This window comes from Chitinophaga sp. Ak27 (assembly GCF_012726295.1).
Lineage (GTDB): Bacteria > Bacteroidota > Bacteroidia > Chitinophagales > Chitinophagaceae > Chitinophaga.
In genome coordinates, this window is record NZ_JABAOB010000007.1 from 168803 (window position 1) to 188432 (window position 19630).

Here is a 19630-nt window from a genome sequence, read left to right on the forward strand (position 1 = left end):
CATGATACCCCGAATCATACTTATTAGCCTGTTGCTTGGCTGTATTTCCTGCCACCAACGCGTGCCACGAAAGATAACGCCGGCATTTTATTACTGGAAACAAACCTGGACCGGCAATAGCCTGGAATTGCAATATGCGGAGCAATTGCCTGCAAAGCGACTTTACATTAAGCTGTTTGATGTTGATATCGACGAGGTGACCAGGGCGCCCATACCAGTCGCTATCTTTAAACAGGCGGCTCCATTCCCGGCTAACACTGACATTATACCGGTCGTATTCCTGATGAATGAAGTATGGGCTCATCCCGATCCACAGCTGGCTAGCAAGGTGAGTAAGCTTATGGCGCAATTGTGTGATAGCCTTCCTGCCGGGCGGATTCCAGAAGTACAGCTCGACTGCGACTGGACACAAACCAGCCGGGAGGCTTATTTCTCCTTTATCAAACAAATCAGGCAAACGCCTTTTTTCCAGCATCGCCGGGTATCAGCCACTATCCGGATGTACCAGGTAAAGTATAAAGTGCGGGCTGGCATACCACCTGTAGACAGGGGCCTGTTGATGTGTTATAATATGGGAGATCTGCGCAAGCCCGGTTCCCATAATTCTATCCTGGACCTGGAAACGATGGCGTCTTACCTCGGTGAACAACGGGTGGCCAACTATCCCTTACCTTTGGATGTTGCTTTACCCCTTTTTTCCTGGAGCGTGTTGTTTCGTAATGACACCGGCTATGTCGGCATTTTGAGAAGTGTGGGAGAAAGAGAATTACAAAACACCCGGCTTTTTGCCCCAGGAAAGAAACAGTTATATACCGTACAGCAGGATACCTTACTTAATGGCTATCCACTCCGCAAAGGAAATGTTATCCGGCGCGAAAGCGTTGATAAATCGAGCCTGGAAGGCGCTGCCAGGATGGTAGCCCGGCAATTGACCACCGGTGATCCGGCTGTTATATTTTATCATTTAGATTCCGTGACACTTAAAAATTATCCATTGGATGAACTACAAAAAATCACTCGTATTTTTAATTAGCTTTTGCATTGTTTTCTTTGGCAATATCCTTTACATCCTTTCTTGTGGCGGAGACGAGGATCCGTATGACTATTATGTTTCCTTCTTTAACCCCACTATCAGGGGAGAAGGATATGAGCCATTTTACTATACCTCGCTGACCACTTTTTATGGCGATCCGACTCCCTCTGAAGAAACCACCAACGTTGCCGACTGGCAGGGATATACCGGCAGTAAGGTAACGGCAAAGGACATACGGGAATGTATTTACACCTATAGCCCCGAGCAATTATCTATCATTGCCAACGGCAGTAACCTGCTGCCCGACAGTGTAAAGCAAAACACTTTTGCCCAGTTTTTACTGAAGGAGAAAAACAGGGAAGCTGCCCGCTACCTGCTGTTCGCCAAAACCTGTGAACCAGCCGTGGTCAATGCAGATCCATGGTCTGTTCCCGAACGGAATAACGTGTTGCTGGGAAATTTGTATAAGGAAGGGGAAGAGTTATACAATAAAACAAAGGACAAAGAAATCCGCGACCGGTATGCATTCCAGCTGATCAGGCTAGAGCATTACAGCAAAGAATATGCAGCAGCGGCAGCATCTTTTGACAAGCTGTTTGGTGGAAAAGAAGCTTCCTCGTTAGTGTATTATAAAGCCCTGTCGCTAAAAGCCGGCGCCCTGCTGCGCATGAAGGATTCGGTACAAGGCGCCTACCTGTTTTCCCGCGTATTTGAAAAAGCGCCTTCCCTGCGTATTTCCAGCTTTACGGGCTTGATGTGGGCGAATACCACCGCGAGGGAGGTATATCCCCTGTGTAAAGACAACCATGAAAAAGGTATAGTAGCAGGTGTTTATGGGTTGGCGAATGCGGACGTCAGCCCCGCTGGTTTACGGGAAGTATATGCTCTTGATCCTGCTTCTCCGGTAATGACCATTTTATTGGGTAGAGAATTGAATAAACTGGAGCAGGGTTATTTAGGTCCTTACCTGGAGCAAATAGCAGCAAATGGCATGGTGAGTATGCGGGATTATGCCGTAGAAGAGAGAGGAAAAATGCTCGTGCAATTAAAGGCATTGCAGCAGGTGGTAGATAGCCTGATAGATAAAGGTAAGCTGCGGGACATGGATCTGTGGCGGATTTCATCTGCCTATTTATCTTATATGGGCAAAGATTATACCGGCGCCAAAGCCCGGCTCGATGCGGTGAAAGCAAAGGATGCGGATACCAGGGATCAGTGGGAGATTATTAACCTGCTGGTGAATATCAATCAGCAGAAAACTATTGACAGCACTTTTGAATCCAAACTATTGGCTTCTTTCAAATGGCTGGATACCAAAACACCGGAAAGTACCTCTAACGATGGTTGGTGGGGTAATACCGACAAGCCCGCCTTCTTCAGGAAAACATATCGCAACCTGTTGTTTGCCGTGTTGGCGCCCCGTTACCATCAGCAGGGTGACCTGGTAAAGGAAGCGCTGATCCGGGGACGCTGCGATTCGCTGCATAATGGCTATGGCGTTTCCGGGGAAACGGCAGTAGCCCAGATTACAGACGATATGAATACGGCGGCACTGATCCGGTTGAATGATTTTCTGCGCCAACCGGTTAAAACGCCTTATGAGACCTACCTGGTACGTTTCTTCCCGAAGGAGATCAATATGAGTGAACGGATAGGCATCAGCTATATGCGTGTACATGATTTCAATCATGCGCGCGAGTGGTTTAAGAAAACACCCGCATCTGCTATGACAGCTTCTTTCCAGGTATTCCGCGAGCAGTTGCAGGACTTTGGAGAAGATACTGCCACCCGCACCTATAGCAAACCGATCAGCCAGTTGCAGTTTTGTGAGCGCATGGTACAGTTAGAGGAAAAAATGAAAACTACACCGGTTTCGCCTACGGTATACTACGATTATGCGTCGGCGTTATTCAGTATTTCTTATTATGGAAAGACCTGGTTTTTTGTAAAAGACTTCCGGCCATCCACCGACTGGTATACCAGTGCCTATGATAAAGATCCGTTCACGAAACAGTACTTTGGCTGTTATGCAGCGGAAAGCTATTACCTGAAAGCAGCTCAGGCGAGCACGGACCGGGAGTTCAGGGCCAGGTGTGCTTTTATGGCAGCACGTTGTTCGCAGAAACATACTGCGGAAAATAATGACAGCGATAAGTACTTGTCCGCGTTAGTACGTAACCGTTATTTCCCTTTGCTGGCTAACAATTTTGCAGATACAAAGTTCTATCAGCAGGCATATGGGCAATGCAGTTACCTGCGTGATTATGTAAAAGTGACTAAGAAGAAATAGCTATTTAAACTGAATAGCTTTTACCGGGGTTATCCGGCGGATAATCCTGGCAGGTATCAGCAGTATGATAGTACAAATGAAAAATGTGCCGGCATTGATCAGTAGTACATCTATCCAGCGTACATCTACTGCTGCTACCGACATATAGTAAGATTCTTCCGGCAGTTTAAATATGCCGGTGCTTTGCTGCAGGAAGGCGATGCCCAGTCCGAATACGTCGCCGATGAATATTCCCAGCAGGATAATATACGCGGCCTGGTATACAAATATTTTCTGAATGCTCCAGTTACGCATCCCCAAGGCTTTGGCAATGCCTATCATATTGGTGCGTTCCAATATAAGAATCAGGATGGCCGTAATCATGTTAATGACGGCTACAATGGTCATAATGATGATGATGATGAGTTCATTCTGGTTCTGTAGTTGTAACCAGTCGAAAATGTTAGGGTAAATATCCCGGATGGTGCGGGTAAACAGCTGGTCAGGCAGCAGGTTATTGTCGATATACCGGGCGGTAGAGTCCATATTATGGTAGCCGGTAAGCATTATTTCATAACCACCTACTGCATCTGGAGCCCAGTCGTTGAGTTTGCGTACCAGGTTGAGATCGCCGATGACATAGGTTTTGTCGTATTCTTCGATCCCTGTTTTATATATGCCCGTTACCGTTAGTTTGCGGGCGCGTGGCGGTAGCCCGCCGCCTTGTATGAAATATATAATTGCTTTATCGTTGACCTTCAGTTTTAATTCTCTGGCGGTATATTCTGAAACCATTATTTCCGGTGCGTATGATGAGTCGTTGAACTGCAGAAGGTTACCCGTCTGAAGGAAGCGTTTTAACTGTGTCCAGTTATAGCTTTTATCAACGCCTTTGAAGATGATGCCATCTATCTCTTTATCAGATTTAATGATAGCAGATTTGGTAGCGTAGTTGCTGATTGTTTTAATACCGGGGGCTAATTTAATGCTGTCTATCAGGCTGGTTCTGCTGGTAAAGGGAATTTCCTCTGTGAGGGGGCCGGCATTGGGTTGGTATTGATTAATGTGCAGATGTCCCCAGAAGCTGAAGATCTTTTCCTGGATAACTTCCTGGAAGCCGTTTACCAATGCAGTTGCCAGTATCATTACCGCCACGCTCACCGCAGTAGCAGCTACGGCGATATTGATGATAAATTTTGAAAAGGAGGAACCTTTATTAAAGGCAATCCGTCTGGCGATAAAAAATGATAAACGCATGGGCAAATATAGGGAAAAGCGGAAAGCATATGTAAGCTTTCGGCTTTTAGTCGTACCTTAAGCCATCAATTACCTTGTATGCGTACAGCAGCTTTTTTTTTAATGGCCCTTGCTTCCTGCCTGTTCAGCAACAGTATAGTAGCGCAGGTGAATGCTATTACTCCGGACCACGTCTTCTACAATAATATCAAGTCTGTAAAGTTCAGCCAGGCTGGCGATCCACTCAGTATGCCCATGTATACTATCGGTTCAGGCGATAAGCTGGAACTGTCTTTTGATGATATGGACAATGATGTAAAGAATTACTATTACTCCTTTGTATTATGTAATGCCGATTGGACACCCGCCCCGGTAAATCAGTTCGATTATATGCGGGGCTTTTCAGAAACGAGGATCCTGAACTATAAGTTATCCAGTGTTTCCCTGGCAAGGTATACACATTATAGTGTGCAGCTGCCGGGGACCAATAGCTATCCTGTGAAATCGGGCAACTACCTGCTAAAAGTATACCTGGACAGTGATACATCTCAGTTGGCATTTACGCGCCGGATGTTTGTAGTAGAAAATAAGGCAGGCATATCTGGCTTTATACAGCAACCTATTGCGCCAAAATTGTTCCGCACATTTCAGAAGATCAATTTCGAGGTGAACACTGGCGCGCTGAATATCCAGAACCCATTTGACCAGATAAAAATAGTGATACTGCAGAATTATCGTTGGGACAATGCACTTACCGGTCTTAAGCCCCAGTTTATTAACGGGAATGTATTGAAGTACAATGCTGAACAAGATTGTATTATGCCGGGTGGAAAGGAATACCGGTGGATCGACTTGCGCAGCTTCCGCCTGCAAACAGAAAGGGTGAAGCATTCGGAATATCATAACACCAGCACCGATATTTATGCAGTAGCGGATAAAGAGCGGTCTAATATGATATACCAGTTTATCAAAGATATTAACGGTAGGTATTACCTGGCCACACTGGATGATTATGACCCTAATTTCGAAGGTGATTATGCATCCGTGCATTTTTCCTTTGCTGCGCCGGAACCCTATGCAGGATATGATATGTATCTGTATGGAGAGTTGACTAATTACGAATGCAACGACAAAAACAAACTTACTTATAATGGGGAAACCCGTGCCTATGAAGGAACCCTGTTTTTGAAGCAGGGATATTATAACTACATCTATGGTTTGGTGGATAAGAGAAAGGCCAATCCAAGGTTAGATACTGAGTTAACAGAGGGCAACTGGTGGGAAACGGAGAATAACTATACCATTCTCCTGTATTACCGGGCATTGGGGGCAAGGTCTGATGAGCTGGTATCCTCTATTACCTTAAATTCTATTCTGAACAGGAAGTAATCGATATTTGACAATAAAGAAGGGAGATGAATTTTGTCATCTCCCTTCTTTATTGTCAGTTATTGATACTTTGTCTTAGTTTCACGATGTTAGCAGCTCCACGTTTAATGATAATACGGGTGCCGCGTTCGTAGGTAAAGTAGCGGTAAAACCAGTTGATAAATACCACGAGTTTATTTCTAAATCCGAGTAAGCTCATGAGGTGTACCACCATCCAAACAATCCAGGCGAAGTAGCCACTGAGGCGCATGCCGGCAAATTCGGCAACAGCCCGGTTTCTTCCGATGGTGGCCATGCTACCAAGATCTTTATAGGTAAAGCCTCTCATCGGTTTATTTTCCAGGGAAAGGCGAATGTTATGGGCAACATTTTTTCCCTGCTGTATCGCCACCTGGGCTACCATGGGATAACCTTTGGGGAAGCGGGAATCGTTGGTCATCTGGGCGATATCACCTATGGCATATATATTCGTATAGCCTTTTATCTGATTCAGTTCGTTTACAAGAATGCGTCCGTTAGGAAGTACAATATCTGCCGGAATTCCTTTTACCGGGATACCTTTCACGCCCGCAGACCAAAGGAGTGATTGGGTATGGATTTGCTCGCCGGTGCTAAGTGTAACTGTTTTGCCGTCATATTCCTTTACGCCGGTGTTGGTCATTACGCGTACGCCAATATGTTGCAGGGCTTCCAGGGTTTTTTGGGAGGTTTTTTCACTGAAGGAGGCCAGTAGCTTGGGGCCGGCCTCAATGAGGTATACGTTCATCAGGTCCTGGGGTAGAGACGGATAATCTTTCGGCATGATGTATTTGCGTAGTTCGGCAAAGGCTCCGGCCAGTTCCACGCCGGTAGGTCCGCCACCCACCATCACGAAATTGAGTTTAGATTTTATTTCGGCTGTGTCTTTCAGCAAGAGGCTTTCCTCAAATTGTTTTACTACGTAGTTCCTGATTTGAACCGCTTCAATCAGCGATTTCATACCGATGGCATTATCTTCAATATTTTTATTTCCGAAGAAGTTGGTATTGCTGCCGGTAGCGAAAACCAGGTAGTCGTAACGAATTTCGCCAATGCCGGTTTCCAGTATATTTTCGGTATTTCTTACACCGGTGACTTCCGCCATGCGAAACACCAGGTTCTTCTGTTTTCTGAATATGCCTCGAAGGGGGAAGGCGATGCTATCGGGTTCCAGGCCAGCGGTAGACACCTGGTAGAGCAGTGGCTGAAACAAGTGATAGTTATTCCTGTCTAATAGTACTACCTGTACGGGGGCGTTTCTTAATTGTTTGGCCAGGTTTACGCCACCAAATCCGCCGCCTACTATGACGATTCGCGGTTGAGTTGTTTCCGGGATGTTGGGCTGAATCATAATTCGTCTTTTTAGATTTTGCAGCAATGCAATAATGTTCTCTTCCGGGCTTCATTTAACACATTCCATTATAGCGTTCGACAAACGCCATACCAGTGCTAAATGTTCTCAAAGTTACAAAACTTTCAGAAAAAAATGAAAGATATTTGTGTAGAGAGCTATAAAAAAAGCAAAGACGCAAAGAATATATATCCTTTGCGTCTTTGCTTCTTTTATCTTTTGCGTGTATCTATTGCAGGCAGTACTTATATAGAAAGGCAGCGGCAGCTGCACCGGCGAGTGGCCCCAGGATGGGAATCCAGGCGTAACTCCAATCGCTGTCGCGTTTCCCCGGAATGGGGAGGAAAAAGTGCATCAACCGGGGGCCGAAATCTCTTGCCGGGTTAATGGCATAGCCGGTAGGGCCGCCGAGCGACATACCAATAGCCAGCACCAACAGCGCCACCGGCAAGGCATCCAGGGAGCCAAGACCTACTGTGGGCCCGGTGATAAAGCAGATGGCGAGAATAAATACCAGGGTAGCCAGGAATTCTGTGAGGAAATTGTATTTACTGTTGCGGATGGCAGGAATGGTACAAAATACTGCCAGCTTGGTATCTGCATCAGTGGTGGCATCAAAATGCTGTTTATAGCAAAACCATACCAGCAGTGCACCCAGCATGGCGCCAGCTACCTGTGCAGCTATATATCCGGGTACCTGTTCCCAGGGGAATTTTCCTTGTAGCGCTTGCGAAAAAGTAACCGCCGGGTTCAGGTGTGCTCCACTGTATTTGGCAGTGGCATATACGCCTACAAATACGGCCATGGCCCATCCCAGCGTAATCACAATCCATCCGCCCTGATTGCCTTTTGATTTGTTAAGTATGACACTCGCTACCACTCCATCTCCCAAAACAATTAAAAATGCGGTGCCTATAATTTCAGCTAAGTAAGGTGACATATGTTGTAAAAAGGTGTTTATAAACGTGGAAAATAATTATTCTTCTGTCCATGCCTGGGCGGCGCGAATAGCCCGTTTCCATTCGCCACATAACCGGTTGCTTTCTGCTGTTTCCATAGTGGCATCGAAGGTAGCGTCGACCTTCCATTGTTTGGCGATGGTTTCAATGCTGTCCCAGTAGCCAACAGCCAAACCTGCCAGGTAAGCTGCGCCCAGTGCAGTAGTTTCAGTAATGGTAGGGCGTACTACGCGCACATGAACGATATCTGCCTGGAATTGCATAAGGAGGTTATTCTTTGTAGCGCCGCCATCTACGCGTATTTCGGTAATGGGCATGCCCGCATCCGCTTCCATGGCCCTTAATACATCCATGGTTTGAAAGGCGATGCTGTCGAGCGCGGCCCGGGCAATATGTGCAGCCGTGGAGCCACGGGTAAGCCCTACCATGGTACCTCTGGCGTATTGGTTCCAGTATGGAGCTCCCAGTCCTGCAAAGGCTGGCACCAGGTAAACCCCGTCGCTGTGAGGTACTGTGGCAGCGAGGTTTTCCACATCGGCGGAGTGCCGGATGATGCCCAATCCATCGCGGAGCCACTGTACTACAGCCCCTCCGATGAAGATGCTTCCTTCCAGGGCGTAACTGGTTTTACCATTAATTTGCCAGGCAACAGTGGTGAGGAGATTATTTTTCGACGGAATAGGCTGGTCGCCGGTGTTTAACACCATAAAACAACCGGTACCATAGGTGTTTTTAATCATACCGGGTTGCGTACATAGCTGTCCGAACAGGGCAGCCTGCTGATCGCCGGCGATACCGGCAATAGGAATACGGTAGGGGGTAAGCGTAGCTTCAGAATAGCCGTATACTTCGCTGGATTGTTTAACTTCCGGGAGCATAGCGGCAGGAATGTCAAAGAGTGCCAACAGTTCCGCATCCCACTTCATATCATGGATATTAAACAAAAGCGTACGGGAGGCGTTGCTTACGTCGGTAATATGCAGCTTGCCATTGGAGAAATTCCATACCAGCCAACTATCCACGGTACCGAAGGCCAGTTCACCGTTTTCTGCTTTCCGGCGGGCGTCGGGCACATTGTCGAGTATCCATTTTATTTTGGTGCCGGAAAAATAGGCGTCGAGACGAAGGCCCGTTTTGTCTTTCACCAGCTGCTCTTTTCCTTCCTTTATTAGCGCGTCGCAGTAGTCGGCGGTACGACGATCCTGCCATACAATGGCATTATGAATGGGTTTGCCGGTTTTGCGGTCCCATACAATGGTGGTTTCCCGTTGGTTGGTGATCCCTATGGCGGCAATGTTTTCGCCGGTTAACCGGGCTTTTAGAATTACTTCGGCAGCCACGCTGGCCTGGGTAGTCCATATTTCCATCGCATCGTGTTCCACCCAGCCGGGCTGGGGGAATATCTGTTTGAACTCTTTCTGGGCAACGGCTTTGATACTGCCATCGTGGTCAAAAATAATGGCGCGGGAGCTGGTGGTTCCCTGGTCGAGCGAAAGGATATATTTTCCCATAAGGCTTTCTGTTGTATATGCTTGTACGTGGATATATTATTTGCTGAATTTAAAAAATATATTTAAAAACTTTAAGTAAAAAAAAATCCCCGGCGCAATTACTGCACCGGGGATACACCATCTAAAAAATATCGTAAAAATTACATTTTCTTGGCATCTTCCAGGAACTTAGCCAGCCCGATATCAGTTAACGGGTGTTTCAGTAAGCCCAGGATAGAGTCTAACGGACAAGTACAAACGTCTGCACCTACTTCTGCACATTTTACAATGTGGAGTGCGCTACGGATGGAAGCAGCGAGGATTTCTGTTTTGTAACCCTGTAAGCTGTAGATCTGTGCAATCTGAGCAATCAGTTCCACACCATCCCAGTTGGTATCGTCGATACGACCAATGAAAGGAGATACATAAGCAGCACCCGCTTTAGCCGCCAGGATAGCCTGACCGGCAGAGAATACCAGGGTACAGTTAGTTCTGATTCCGTTGTCGGTAAACCATTTGATAGCTTTTACGCCATCTTTTATCATAGGCACTTTCACCACGATATTGGGGTGAATAGCTGCCAGTTTTTTACCTTCTTCAATGATTGATTGAAAGTCTGTAGAAAATACTTCTGCACTTACATCACCATCTACTATTTCACAGATATCTTCGTAATGTTTGATAATAGCAGCTTCGCCTTTGATGCCTTCTTTAGCCATCAGAGAAGGGTTGGTGGTTACACCATCCAGAACGCCAAGATCGTGGGCTTCCTTTATTTGCGCCAGGTTAGCCGTATCGATAAAGAATTTCATACTATGATAAATTAGTTGTCAGGAAATGAACCTTTTGCGGAGTATGCTGTCATTAGTGAAGGAAGTGGAGAAAATAGCAACCAGAGACTATTGACGAGCAACTAATGACAATAAAAAAAGAAAAAAAAGGCAAGTTACTTATATCGCACCGCTACAACCACCTACCCTTGCTACATTCCTGTCCTGGGGGAGTTCAGTAGGAGCTGGTCGTATAAGACTTGCCGGTTGCAAAGGTAATATAATGTGTTGAATCTCCAAATATTAGCGGGTAGAAAGTTTAATTTTTTTTAAAAAGGGTGTATTCGCTATTTCTTTTCTTGTTAAATCCGTTTTATTTATTAATTTAAATTTTATACCATATAAGTAGCAAGCGGACCCCTGATTCAATATTTTTTAATCCTAAAACAATTTAACATTTTATGGAAACAACGTATGAAAGCCAAAGTGCATTCGGAGCAATTTTCGGTGGCGCTTTTCTCATGTTCTGGCTGATAGTCAGCGTATTTATGATTGTCTGTATGTGGAAAATCTTTACCAAAGCAGGGCAGGAAGGATGGAAAGCAATTATCCCCATCTACAATCTGTATGTATTGACACAAATTGTAGGAAAACCATGGTGGTGGCTGCTCCTTTGCTGTATTCCTTTTGTCAACATCGTAATTGGTATCTGGCTAACCAACCTGCTCAGTAAGAGCTTTGGGAAATCGGAAGGGTTTACTATCGGCCTGATCTTCCTGGGCATTGTTTTTTACCCCATCCTGGCATTCGATCGCACCATCACCTATAAAGGCCCTGCTGGTGATCCTACCCGCAGTATAACAGGCGACCTCAGTTCCATTGGTCAAAAGCTGCAATAGGTAATACTGCTAATAAGAAAGCGAATGACTAATATCATTCGCTTTCTTATTAGTGTTCCTTTGTAGTATAATAGTTATAGTCGTTTAATACCGTTTCCAGGAAATGTGTATCAGAGAGTCCTGTTTCTATGTGTAATACCTCCTTTACCCGGTGCGCCACCCTGGAGGCCAGCACTTCATCATTCGCTTTCAACGCGCGATCCAGCAAGTCCTTCACTTTGTTCATATCCCGGTCGCTCAACTTCATAATCTGTGGAAACTGCGGTTGATAATCTGTATTTGACATATCCCGGAAAATGGTGTCCTCAATACTCCCTTTTCTCTTGGTACTAATCACAATGGTACCCGCTACAATATCTCCCAACCGCTGATTGTAAGGGGTACGCACAATGGCTACAGTAGGTACAATTACTGGTACCAACGCGAAAGCACCCAGGGGCGATTCTACCAACCGGAATATCCACCTGATCAGGTGTTGGCTTACGCTGGGGGGATTGCCCATCATACTGACTACCTGTAACTGGGTGATCTTTTTTCCCGGTGTTTTCCCATGCATACTGATTTCCATAATAGGAAAATAGAGCACTACCGGGATGAGCACCAGCAGGAAAAAGAGTATGTCAAAGCCCGACCAGTTAGGGCGGAAAGACAGCAACGCCATATATACTACCAGTATATAACCCGCGCGTATGGCAAAATCGATCAGCCAGGCTAAAAACCTTTTCATGATGTCTGCCGACTCAAATTCAAGGTCTATATTAAAGGAAGTTGGTATTTTTATATCGGCCATATTCAAATTTACATATTTGTTTATATTTTGTTGAACGATTTAGTATGTTTGCTGGTATTCCCCATTAGTAGCCCATTATTGTAGGTAATATCTGTATTTAAAGTGAAGAAAACTCATTATGAGAGAATCGCTGTTTATCAAAAAAAATTTGTCCCGATGGAAACAATACCAGGAGGAGCCCACAGATGACCCTGATGAAATGGCAGAAAGATTTGTGTCTGTATTGGATGACCTGTCTTATGCCAAAACTTTTTATAGTTTTAGTAAAGTAACCCGTTATATCAATGGGCTCGCAGCAGCTATTTACCAGGGTATTTACCGCCATCGCCGTGAAGATGTAGGCCGATTCCAGCTATTCTTTAAATATGAGCTGCCGCTGTTATTTCGACGGTATCATCGCTTATTATTATTCACCTTATGCTTCTTTGTACTTTTTGCGGCCATAGGCGCTTTTTCATCCGCGCACGATGAAACTTTTGTCCGCGGCGTACTGGGCGATGAATATGTAAATATGACGGAGCGAAATATTGCGAACAACGATCCGTTTGGCGTATATAAAGACAACAACCCGGTAGTAATGTTTCTCAGTATTGCCTTTAATAATATTTACGTGGCCTTTTCCTGTTTTGTGGGAGGCATTTTTTTAGGTGTATATACTTTATACCTGCTGTTAACAAATGGCGTGATGCTGGGGGTTTTTCAATACCTGTTTTTTGCCCATGGCCTTGGCTGGAAGTCGGTGCTGGTAATATGGATTCATGGTACGCTGGAAATATCGAGTATCGTAATTGCGGGTTGTGCGGGAATGATTCTCGCAAAAAGTATATTATTCCCCGGTACCAGGAAAAGATTGGATTCCTTACGAAAAGGAGCGAAAGATGGTATAAAGACCATGGTAACATTAGTACCTGTATTTATTGTGGCTGCATTCCTGGAAAGTTTTGTAACCCGCCATACGTCCATGCCTTTAGTGTTAAGTCTTTCTATCCTCATAGGCTCACTGGCTTTTATATTGGGCTATTTTATTTTTTACCCTATATATCTGCATAAACAGGGATATCGATTAAGTACAGAAGGAAAAGTAATCCCGCCGGTATTATGAGTAAGCATTTCCTGATTAAAAGCTGTTTGCTGTTCGTGCTTTGTTTGCCATTGCAGGGCAAAGCACAATACGATAGTACTGTTAATTCGGTGCGCGCGGAAATGCCGGATACGGTCGATCCTTCAATAATGAGTGATACAGCCGCGGAGCAAAATGCAGATGAACTGCCGGTTTATCAGCGTAGAAGAGTAGCGGCATCTTCTGTCAACGAATTAAAGGCGGATGAATGGCTCCAGTACCACGATTCCCAGGCAGCACCTCCTAAGGAGGCTCCCTGGTTTATACGGATACTGGAAGCGCTGTTTCACGTAATATCTGCGGGCAGGTATATTATTATGGGCCTATTGCTATTGGGGCTGGCCTATGTTATTTTCCGCTTTATGCAAAGCAATGGCCTGAGTATATTCCGGAAGCCTGCACCCAAGGGCGGATTGCCGGATGTTGCCGATGAGTCGCTGCAGGATGCCGCTGAATATGAAGGGAAAATAAAGGCGGCCATTGCCGTCGGCGATACCAGGCAGGCTATACGCTGGTGGTATCTCTATACCTTATTTCAGCTATCAGAAAAACAATTACTGGTGCTGCTACGCGATAAAACAAACAACGATTACCTGCGTGAGATGAGAAACTCTACGCATTACAAAAAGTTTGCGGCGCTCACGCTCGATTATGAGTATGTCTGGTATGGCGGCTTTAACGTGAGTGAAGCAAATTTCAGGAGCATGAACCAGGAGTTTAGGGATTTTAATAACGCAATTGGAAAAAGCTGGTGAAGAATAAACCTATTTATATTATCGTAGGCATAGTGGTACTACTGGCAGCAGTGCTGCTTTTTGCTGGAGGGAGCCGCAAAAAGCGGTCGGTAGAACAATCGACCGATATGAGCTGGTCTTCTTTTTCGAGCAAGGACAAAAAAGCCGGGGGGGCTTATGCAGCATTTAAGCTATTGCCACAGTTGTTTGCCTATCATTCCGTACAGGTAGTTACCAAGTCTTTTGCACGCACTTATAACAAAGAGAAAGAACTGGCACATGCTGGTAATGTGTATATCCTGGTGTCGGATAATATGTTTACTACGGAAAAAGACATTGATGCGATGTTGCAATATGTAGCTCCAGGTAATGAGTTGTTTATCGCTGTCAATAATCCGGACACGGTCCTGGCCCGGCAATTGAAGTTTGCAATAGCGGAAAGCAGCAGTTTCCAACAACAGGTAGGATGGGTACAGCGCTATACAGACGCATCTATTCCATTAGATACCAGCTTTACCTATAAAGGAATGGTGGCCGGTAATTATTTTTCGGCTATCGACAGCAGTACTACCACCGTGCTGGGCACCAACTACAAAAACAAACCTAACTTTATACGTGTTGCCTACAGTCATGGTTATATCTACCTGTTGCTAAATCCGTATACTTTTACCAATTATTTTTTACTGCATCAGCAGAATATAAACGCACTGGAAACGCAGTTGTCTTACCTGAAGGACTACGCCGACAATGTTTACTGGGACGACTTTTATAGCCATCAGCGTAGTGCCCAGTCGGGCGATTTCAGCGAATGGCAGGTGCTGATGCGTTATCCAACTATGCGCTGGGCATTATGGTTAAGCATCCTGTTGTTGCTGTTATATGTAGTGTTTGAAAGCAAACGCCGGCAAAGGATTATTCCTGATAAACCGGTGCTGAGTAATACTTCGCTGGAGTTTGTAGATGCCATTGGTCAGCTGTATTATCAACGGCGCGACAACTATAACCTGGCCCACAAGATGATTGTTCACCTGTTAGAGTATATACGTTCCCGTTACTATATGGATACCAACGTGCTCAACGAGGAGTTTATAACAACCTTGTCGAAAAAGTCGGCTATTGCTGAATCGGACGTCCGGCTGTTATTGCAGATGATCAGTCACATACAACTGGAACAACACGTAAGTGATGAATACCTGCAGGAATTTTATAAATGCATTCAACAGTTTTATTTAAATACAAAATAATGGATATCAATACATTCCAACCCAGGACTGATTTTTCTGCCTTGCATGAAGGTGTGGAGGCTATCCGGGAGCAAATAGGGAAAGTAATAGTAGGGCAGCATCAAATGGTAGATCTGCTGATTGCAGGATTGCTTACACAGGGACATGTGTTGATAGAAGGTGTTCCGGGCGTAGCTAAAACGATGACGGCCAAACTACTGGCGCAGTGTGTGGATGCTGATTTTAGCCGTATTCAGTTTACACCGGATCTGATGCCGGCAGATGTGTTGGGTACCTCAGTATTCAACCCGCAAACCCGGGAGTTTGAATATAAGAAAGGTCCCATATTTGGGAATCTCGTTTTGATCGATGAGATCAACCGGGCTCCCGCCAAAACGCAGTCAGCCTTGTTCGAGGTGATGGAAGAAAGACAAATTACCAATGATGGCGCTACCTGGGCATTGGACCGGCCATTTATGGTAATAGCTACCCAAAACCCCATTGAACAGGAAGGGACTTACCGCTTACCGGAAGCCCAGTTGGATCGTTTTCTTTTCAAGATAGAAGTAAAGTATCCCAACCTGGAGGAGGAAGTTGCGGTGTTGCGTAGTATGCATCAGTTCAATGGCCAAACAGATCTTACCAAAATTATCAGTAAGGTGGTTACTACTACCCAGGTCATCGAATACCAGAACATGGTGAGACAGGTGGTGGTCGATGATAAGCTGTTTCATTATATCGCTGCTATTATCAATGAAACGCGCATGAATTCTTCCCTGTACCTGGGAGCTTCTCCACGTGCATCCATTGCTGTTATGAACTGCGCAAAAGCTTCGGCAGCCATGAAGAACAGGGATTTTGTTATCCCGGATGATGTGGTGGAGATGGTGCCGCATGTATTGCGTCACCGTATCATATTAACACCGGAAAAGGAAATGGAAGGCATTAAAACAGATGATGTCATTGCGCAGATATTGAAGATGATAGAAATACCCAGATAAGCCAAACATTGAAGAGAAATATGTCAGCCACCGTAAAAAATAATTTATACCAGGTACTTTTTTTTACTAACCGGTTATACCTGTTGTTAGGAGGAAATATCCTGTTATTTATCATTGCGTTTTTTATTCCGCAATTGTACAATATTGCCATTGAGGCAGTCATTGTGCTGGCGGGATTGCTTTTGCTGGATATGATCTTACTGGTGTTTCGGCCTGCTGATATCGTTTCGATGGAGCGTATTGCCAGTGCGCGTTTCAGCAATGGCGACGATAATGAAGTGTTATTGGAATTTCATAACCGGTATCCTTACCCGGTGTTTGTATCGGTGATAGAAGAATTGCCTTTCCAGTTCCAGGACCGTAACTTTTTACAGAAGGCGAAGGTTAGCGCTGGTGAACACTATACTTTCCGGTATGTACTCAGGCCGGTGGAAAGAGGCGTGTATAATTTTGGGTACACCAATGTATTTGTCAGGAGCGCATTGGGGATGGTGACCAGGCGTTTTGTTTTTAATAATGAGCAAATGGTCCGTGTGTATCCCAGTTTCCACCAGTTGCGGCATTTTGAATTGTATGGTTATATGAACCGGTTGAATGAACTGGGCGTCCATAAACGGCGGGTAATAGGGCATAGTATGGAGTTTGACCATATTAAACCATATGCCAAGGGTGATGATGTGCGGATGCTTAACTGGAAAGCATCTGCCCGCAGTGGCAACCTGATGGTGAATAATTATGTAGAAGAAAGATCCCAACAGGTATATTCCGTTATTGATAAAGGACGTACCATGAAGATGCCTTTTAATGGCTTATCCTTGCTGGATTATGCGATTAATGCTTCCCTGGTATTCAGCAATGTGGCGATTAATAAAGGAGATAAGGCCGGGGTGATCACCTTTACAGAAAACAAGGTAGAAACGTTGGCTGCCAGTAACAAGAGGGTACAGGTAAATAAGATCCTGGAAACGCTTTATTCGCAGGAAACACATTGGCAGGAGAGCGATTACGAGGCATTAAGTGTGCAGCTGCGCAGTAATTTATCTACCCGTTCTCTGTTAATGTTATATACCAACTTTGAATCTATGTCGAGCCTGCAGCGGCAGTTGCCATATCTTCGCCGGTTGGCCCGCTATCATCTTTTACTGGTGGTGTTTTTTGAGAATACAGAGATAAAGAAGGTGACAGAGATGCAGGCGCACGATATGGAAGATATTTATAAACAAACCATTGCCCAGAAATTTGCCTATGATAAGAAGCTCATTGTAAAAGAGCTGGCGAAGTATGGGATTATGTCGTTGTTAAGTACGCCCGAACATTTAACCCTGAACGTAGTGAATAAATACCTGGAGCTGAAATCCCGTATGTTGATTTAATTATTGTCTTTTCCTCTTTCGGTTATTATTTAGTTCCGGCAGGCTTTTGATAATGCCTGCATCATTATCTGGCGCCTGTTTAACGGGGATAACCGACCGTAGGTACATTTGATTGTTGTGTTTGTACCAGGCTTCTACCGTAACTGTTTTAGCAGAGTCATTTTTTTCGAGTAATAGATCCTGCCCGATGATGGTGCCTGTAGAGGAGGCAAACCTGAGGGCGGAGGTGTCCAGGGGTAATACTTTGCCACTGCTGAATTTTCCTTCTACGTTGAGATAGAAACGGATATCGCGTTTAACACTGTCGGCATAGTGGTTAAAGCGTATCCCGACGATATGTGGTAATATAAGGGAAGTTTGGAGGGTTGAATGATCGTCGGTACTAACGGTGAGGGTAATACGATAATTGTCTTTTATTAGCTGGGGTCTGTTAAAATATAGGACACCATTGCGGATGCTGCCGTTGCTGCTGCTGATATTCAGCTTGTTCCAGCGGTAGTTGCCCTGCAGGTAGCCGGCGGTTTGCCGGCTACTGCTGTCGCTCATAAAAAATTGAATACCAATGGGCGTAACGTTATAGAGTTCTGTTACTGCATTAGGATCGTAGCTGCCTGTAATCCGCACTACTTGTGCCTGTTGGGCATTTGCCAGCAGGGATAGGGTGCATACAAAGCAGAGCAGGAAAGATTTTAGCATTCTGCTGTCGGCTTTTGTGTTTGAATAAGTGTAACGGATCCTGTAAAAGGCCGGGCATTAGTTTCTTACGGCTAATTGCCTGGCAACATATTTTCCGAGAATGTCAAATTCCAGGTTTACCAGGTGTCCGGGTTTTATTTTAGATACGTTCGTATGTTCGTAAGTGTATGGAATAATGGCTACGGAAAACTCATCGTTGGATACATCAAAAACGGTGAGACTGACGCCATTCATGCAGATACTCCCTTTCTCTACGATGAGGGCGGCAAATTCCTTCGGATAACGAAAGCGATAGAGCCAGCTGCCATCCTGTTCTTTTACGGATATACATTCGCCTACACTGTCCACGTGGCCTTGTACCAGGTGCCCGTCAATTCGGCCGTTAAATACCATAGCTCTTTCCAGGTTAACGAACTGGGTAGGTGCGAGTTGTCCGAGGTTAGTTTTTTGCAAGGTTTCGGCTACGGCTACTGTTTCGTAGGTATTGCCCTGTATACTGGTAACAGTAAGGCAAACGCCGTTGTGAGCTACGCTCTGATCTATTTTTAGTTCTCCTGCCAGCGGTGTTTGTATGGTGATTAAGAGATTTCCACCTTCTTTTTTAGTGGATACCACTTCTGCTAGTGTTTCTATGATTCCTGTAAACATGAAGCGAATTTAAGGATTTTTCTATACCCGGGGCTTCCAGGGAATTTCATCTACGCCCAGTCTGAATCCTACCCATCTGGCGAGTACGAACAGGTAGTCGCTGAGGCGGTTGATATATTTCAATACCAGGGGTTCTATGAACATATCGTGTTCCTGCATGCCTACACAGAGTCGTTCGGTACGGCGGCAAACGCAGCGGGCAATATGGCAGGTAGATACGGCTACGTGGCCTCCGGGCAGGATGAATGATTTCATGACAGGCAGTTCCTCATTCATCTGGTCGATACTTTTTTCCAGCAGGGTAATATCGGCCTCGTGCAGGTCTGGTATTTTCAGTTTGGTTTCTTTATCGGGGTCGCAGGCCAGGGCGGAGCCTATAGTAAAGAGGCGGTCCTGTATTTCGCGGAGGAGATTTTTGGTATCTGGATCTGCGATATAGTCATTCACCAGCCCGATGTAGGAGTTGAGTTCATCCACAGTGCCATAGGCATCGATGCGTACATCGCTTTTGGGTACTTTGGTACCGCCTATGAGTGATGTTTTCCCCTTGTCGCCTGTTTTAGTATATATTTTGAAGGACATGTCTGATGGGTATTGTTGTCCTGCAAATTACGAATTACGGCGTTATCGG

General features: G+C 45.2%; 18 protein-coding genes and 1 other RNA gene. 9 read left to right on the top strand and 10 right to left on the bottom strand.

Annotated elements, in window-relative coordinates:
- Window position 1: 1 nt before the first annotated feature.
- Both HGH90_RS22750 and HGH90_RS22755 read left to right on the top strand, forming a co-directional pair.
- On the top strand, window positions 2-1033 hold the full coding sequence (locus HGH90_RS22750) for a hypothetical protein (protein ID WP_168765931.1): 1032 nt from the start codon (window positions 2-4) through the stop codon (window positions 1031-1033).
- Complete coding sequence (locus tag HGH90_RS22755) at window positions 999-3323, top strand: hypothetical protein (RefSeq protein ID WP_168765930.1); 2325 nt, start codon at window positions 999-1001, stop codon at window positions 3321-3323. Before HGH90_RS22750 ends, HGH90_RS22755 begins: the two co-directional genes overlap by 35 nt.
- On the opposite strand, the gene HGH90_RS22760 is transcribed toward HGH90_RS22755, so the two are convergent.
- Window positions 3324-4559 carry an ABC transporter permease gene (locus HGH90_RS22760; RefSeq protein ID WP_168765929.1) on the bottom strand — a complete coding sequence of 412 codons (1236 nt, stop codon included), beginning with the start codon at window positions 4557-4559 and terminating at the stop codon, window positions 3324-3326.
- A 78-nt stretch (window positions 4560-4637) separates the two neighbouring features.
- Between HGH90_RS22760 and HGH90_RS22765 the strand changes: the two genes are divergently transcribed.
- A complete protein-coding gene (locus tag HGH90_RS22765; protein ID WP_169191929.1) occupies window positions 4638-5927 on the top strand; it encodes a DUF5103 domain-containing protein in 1290 nt (429 codons plus the stop codon).
- Window positions 5928-5982: 55 nt separating this feature from the next.
- Here the strand turns inward: HGH90_RS22765 and HGH90_RS22770 are convergent, their stop codons facing one another.
- From HGH90_RS22770 to ffs, 5 genes are all read right to left on the bottom strand, one after another.
- Window positions 5983-7296 (bottom strand): NAD(P)/FAD-dependent oxidoreductase, encoded by a 1314-nt coding sequence (locus HGH90_RS22770; protein WP_168765927.1) that lies wholly within the window; start codon window positions 7294-7296, stop codon window positions 5983-5985.
- 229 nt (window positions 7297-7525) lie between these two features.
- A complete protein-coding gene (locus tag HGH90_RS22775) occupies window positions 7526-8236 on the bottom strand; it encodes an MIP/aquaporin family protein (RefSeq protein ID WP_168765926.1) in 711 nt (236 codons plus the stop codon).
- A gap of 36 nt (window positions 8237-8272) precedes the next feature.
- Window positions 8273-9766, bottom strand: a complete 1494-nt coding sequence (gene glpK / locus HGH90_RS22780) for a glycerol kinase GlpK (protein WP_168765925.1) — start codon at window positions 9764-9766, stop codon at window positions 8273-8275.
- Between the two features lie 140 nt (window positions 9767-9906).
- Entirely contained in the window at window positions 9907-10557 is a 651-nt protein-coding gene (gene fsa / locus HGH90_RS22785; protein WP_145672475.1) for a fructose-6-phosphate aldolase, read from the bottom strand.
- A gap of 124 nt (window positions 10558-10681) precedes the next feature.
- Window positions 10682-10781: signal recognition particle sRNA small type (ffs, locus tag HGH90_RS22790), an RNA gene on the bottom strand.
- Between the two features lie 195 nt (window positions 10782-10976).
- On the opposite strand from ffs, the gene HGH90_RS22795 reads away from it, so the two are divergent.
- Window positions 10977-11414: a DUF5684 domain-containing protein gene (locus tag HGH90_RS22795; protein ID WP_247679974.1), complete on the top strand. Its 438-nt coding sequence runs from the start codon at window positions 10977-10979 to the stop codon at window positions 11412-11414.
- A 49-nt stretch (window positions 11415-11463) separates the two neighbouring features.
- On the opposite strand, the gene HGH90_RS22800 is transcribed toward HGH90_RS22795, so the two are convergent.
- The gene (locus HGH90_RS22800) at window positions 11464-12204 is read right to left on the bottom strand and encodes an RDD family protein (RefSeq protein ID WP_169191930.1); all 741 of its coding nucleotides are present in this window, start codon (window positions 12202-12204) and stop codon (window positions 11464-11466) included.
- Window positions 12205-12322: 118 nt separating this feature from the next.
- Between HGH90_RS22800 and HGH90_RS22805 the strand changes: the two genes are divergently transcribed.
- Genes HGH90_RS22805 through HGH90_RS22825 form a run of 5 tightly spaced genes read left to right on the top strand, consistent with a single transcriptional unit; the run spans window position 12323 to window position 17655 of the window.
- Window positions 12323-13306: a stage II sporulation protein M gene (locus HGH90_RS22805; RefSeq protein WP_168765923.1), complete on the top strand. Its 984-nt coding sequence runs from the start codon at window positions 12323-12325 to the stop codon at window positions 13304-13306.
- Window positions 13303-14079: a DUF4129 domain-containing protein gene (locus HGH90_RS22810; RefSeq protein ID WP_168765922.1), complete on the top strand. Its 777-nt coding sequence runs from the start codon at window positions 13303-13305 to the stop codon at window positions 14077-14079. The genes HGH90_RS22805 and HGH90_RS22810 overlap by 4 nt, the downstream gene beginning before the upstream one ends.
- Window positions 14076-15302: a DUF4350 domain-containing protein gene (locus tag HGH90_RS22815; RefSeq protein WP_169191931.1), complete on the top strand. Its 1227-nt coding sequence runs from the start codon at window positions 14076-14078 to the stop codon at window positions 15300-15302. Before HGH90_RS22810 ends, HGH90_RS22815 begins: the two co-directional genes overlap by 4 nt.
- Entirely contained in the window at window positions 15302-16282 is a 981-nt protein-coding gene (locus tag HGH90_RS22820) for an AAA family ATPase (RefSeq protein WP_168765920.1), read from the top strand. Before HGH90_RS22815 ends, HGH90_RS22820 begins: the two co-directional genes overlap by 1 nt.
- A 20-nt stretch (window positions 16283-16302) precedes the next feature.
- Entirely contained in the window at window positions 16303-17655 is a 1353-nt protein-coding gene (locus tag HGH90_RS22825; protein ID WP_168765919.1) for a DUF58 domain-containing protein, read from the top strand.
- Here HGH90_RS22825 and HGH90_RS22830 read toward each other — a convergent pair whose 3' ends face one another.
- From HGH90_RS22830 to HGH90_RS22840, 3 genes are read right to left on the bottom strand one after another with little or no spacing between them, the layout of a single operon-like run.
- Window positions 17656-18351, bottom strand: coding sequence for a hypothetical protein (locus tag HGH90_RS22830; RefSeq protein ID WP_169191932.1), 696 nt, complete (start codon window positions 18349-18351; stop codon window positions 17656-17658).
- 57 nt (window positions 18352-18408) lie between these two features.
- Window positions 18409-18999, bottom strand: coding sequence for a riboflavin synthase (locus tag HGH90_RS22835; RefSeq protein WP_168765917.1), 591 nt, complete (start codon window positions 18997-18999; stop codon window positions 18409-18411).
- A 21-nt stretch (window positions 19000-19020) separates the two neighbouring features.
- Window positions 19021-19581, bottom strand: coding sequence for a cob(I)yrinic acid a,c-diamide adenosyltransferase (locus HGH90_RS22840; protein WP_168765916.1), 561 nt, complete (start codon window positions 19579-19581; stop codon window positions 19021-19023).
- Window positions 19582-19630: the final 49 nt, after the last annotated feature.

Excerpts from the sequence above, each read along its gene's own strand:
- HGH90_RS22840 (WP_168765916.1), bottom strand. The coding sequence starts at position 19,581 with ATGTCCTTCAAAATATATACTAAAACAGGCGACAAGGGGAAAACATCA.
- HGH90_RS22760 (WP_168765929.1), bottom strand. The coding sequence starts at position 4,559 with ATGCGTTTATCATTTTTTATCGCCAGACGGATTGCCTTTAATAAAGGT.
- HGH90_RS22835 (WP_168765917.1), bottom strand. The coding sequence starts at position 18,999 with ATGTTTACAGGAATCATAGAAACACTAGCAGAAGTGGTATCCACTAAA.
- HGH90_RS22765 (WP_169191929.1), top strand. The coding sequence starts at position 4,638 with ATGCGTACAGCAGCTTTTTTTTTAATGGCCCTTGCTTCCTGCCTGTTC.
- fsa (WP_145672475.1), bottom strand. The coding sequence starts at position 10,557 with ATGAAATTCTTTATCGATACGGCTAACCTGGCGCAAATAAAGGAAGCC.
- glpK (WP_168765925.1), bottom strand. The coding sequence starts at position 9,766 with ATGGGAAAATATATCCTTTCGCTCGACCAGGGAACCACCAGCTCCCGC.
- HGH90_RS22800 (WP_169191930.1), bottom strand. The coding sequence starts at position 12,204 with ATGGCCGATATAAAAATACCAACTTCCTTTAATATAGACCTTGAATTT.
- HGH90_RS22820 (WP_168765920.1), top strand. The coding sequence starts at position 15,302 with ATGGATATCAATACATTCCAACCCAGGACTGATTTTTCTGCCTTGCAT.
- HGH90_RS22755 (WP_168765930.1), top strand. The coding sequence starts at position 999 with ATGAACTACAAAAAATCACTCGTATTTTTAATTAGCTTTTGCATTGTT.
- HGH90_RS22775 (WP_168765926.1), bottom strand. The coding sequence starts at position 8,236 with ATGTCACCTTACTTAGCTGAAATTATAGGCACCGCATTTTTAATTGTT.
- HGH90_RS22795 (WP_247679974.1), top strand. The coding sequence starts at position 10,977 with ATGGAAACAACGTATGAAAGCCAAAGTGCATTCGGAGCAATTTTCGGT.
- HGH90_RS22830 (WP_169191932.1), bottom strand. The coding sequence starts at position 18,351 with ATGCTAAAATCTTTCCTGCTCTGCTTTGTATGCACCCTATCCCTGCTG.
- HGH90_RS22810 (WP_168765922.1), top strand. The coding sequence starts at position 13,303 with ATGAGTAAGCATTTCCTGATTAAAAGCTGTTTGCTGTTCGTGCTTTGT.
- HGH90_RS22770 (WP_168765927.1), bottom strand. The coding sequence starts at position 7,296 with ATGATTCAGCCCAACATCCCGGAAACAACTCAACCGCGAATCGTCATA.
- HGH90_RS22805 (WP_168765923.1), top strand. The coding sequence starts at position 12,323 with ATGAGAGAATCGCTGTTTATCAAAAAAAATTTGTCCCGATGGAAACAA.
- HGH90_RS22825 (WP_168765919.1), top strand. The coding sequence starts at position 16,303 with ATGTCAGCCACCGTAAAAAATAATTTATACCAGGTACTTTTTTTTACT.
- HGH90_RS22750 (WP_168765931.1), top strand. The coding sequence starts at position 2 with ATGATACCCCGAATCATACTTATTAGCCTGTTGCTTGGCTGTATTTCC.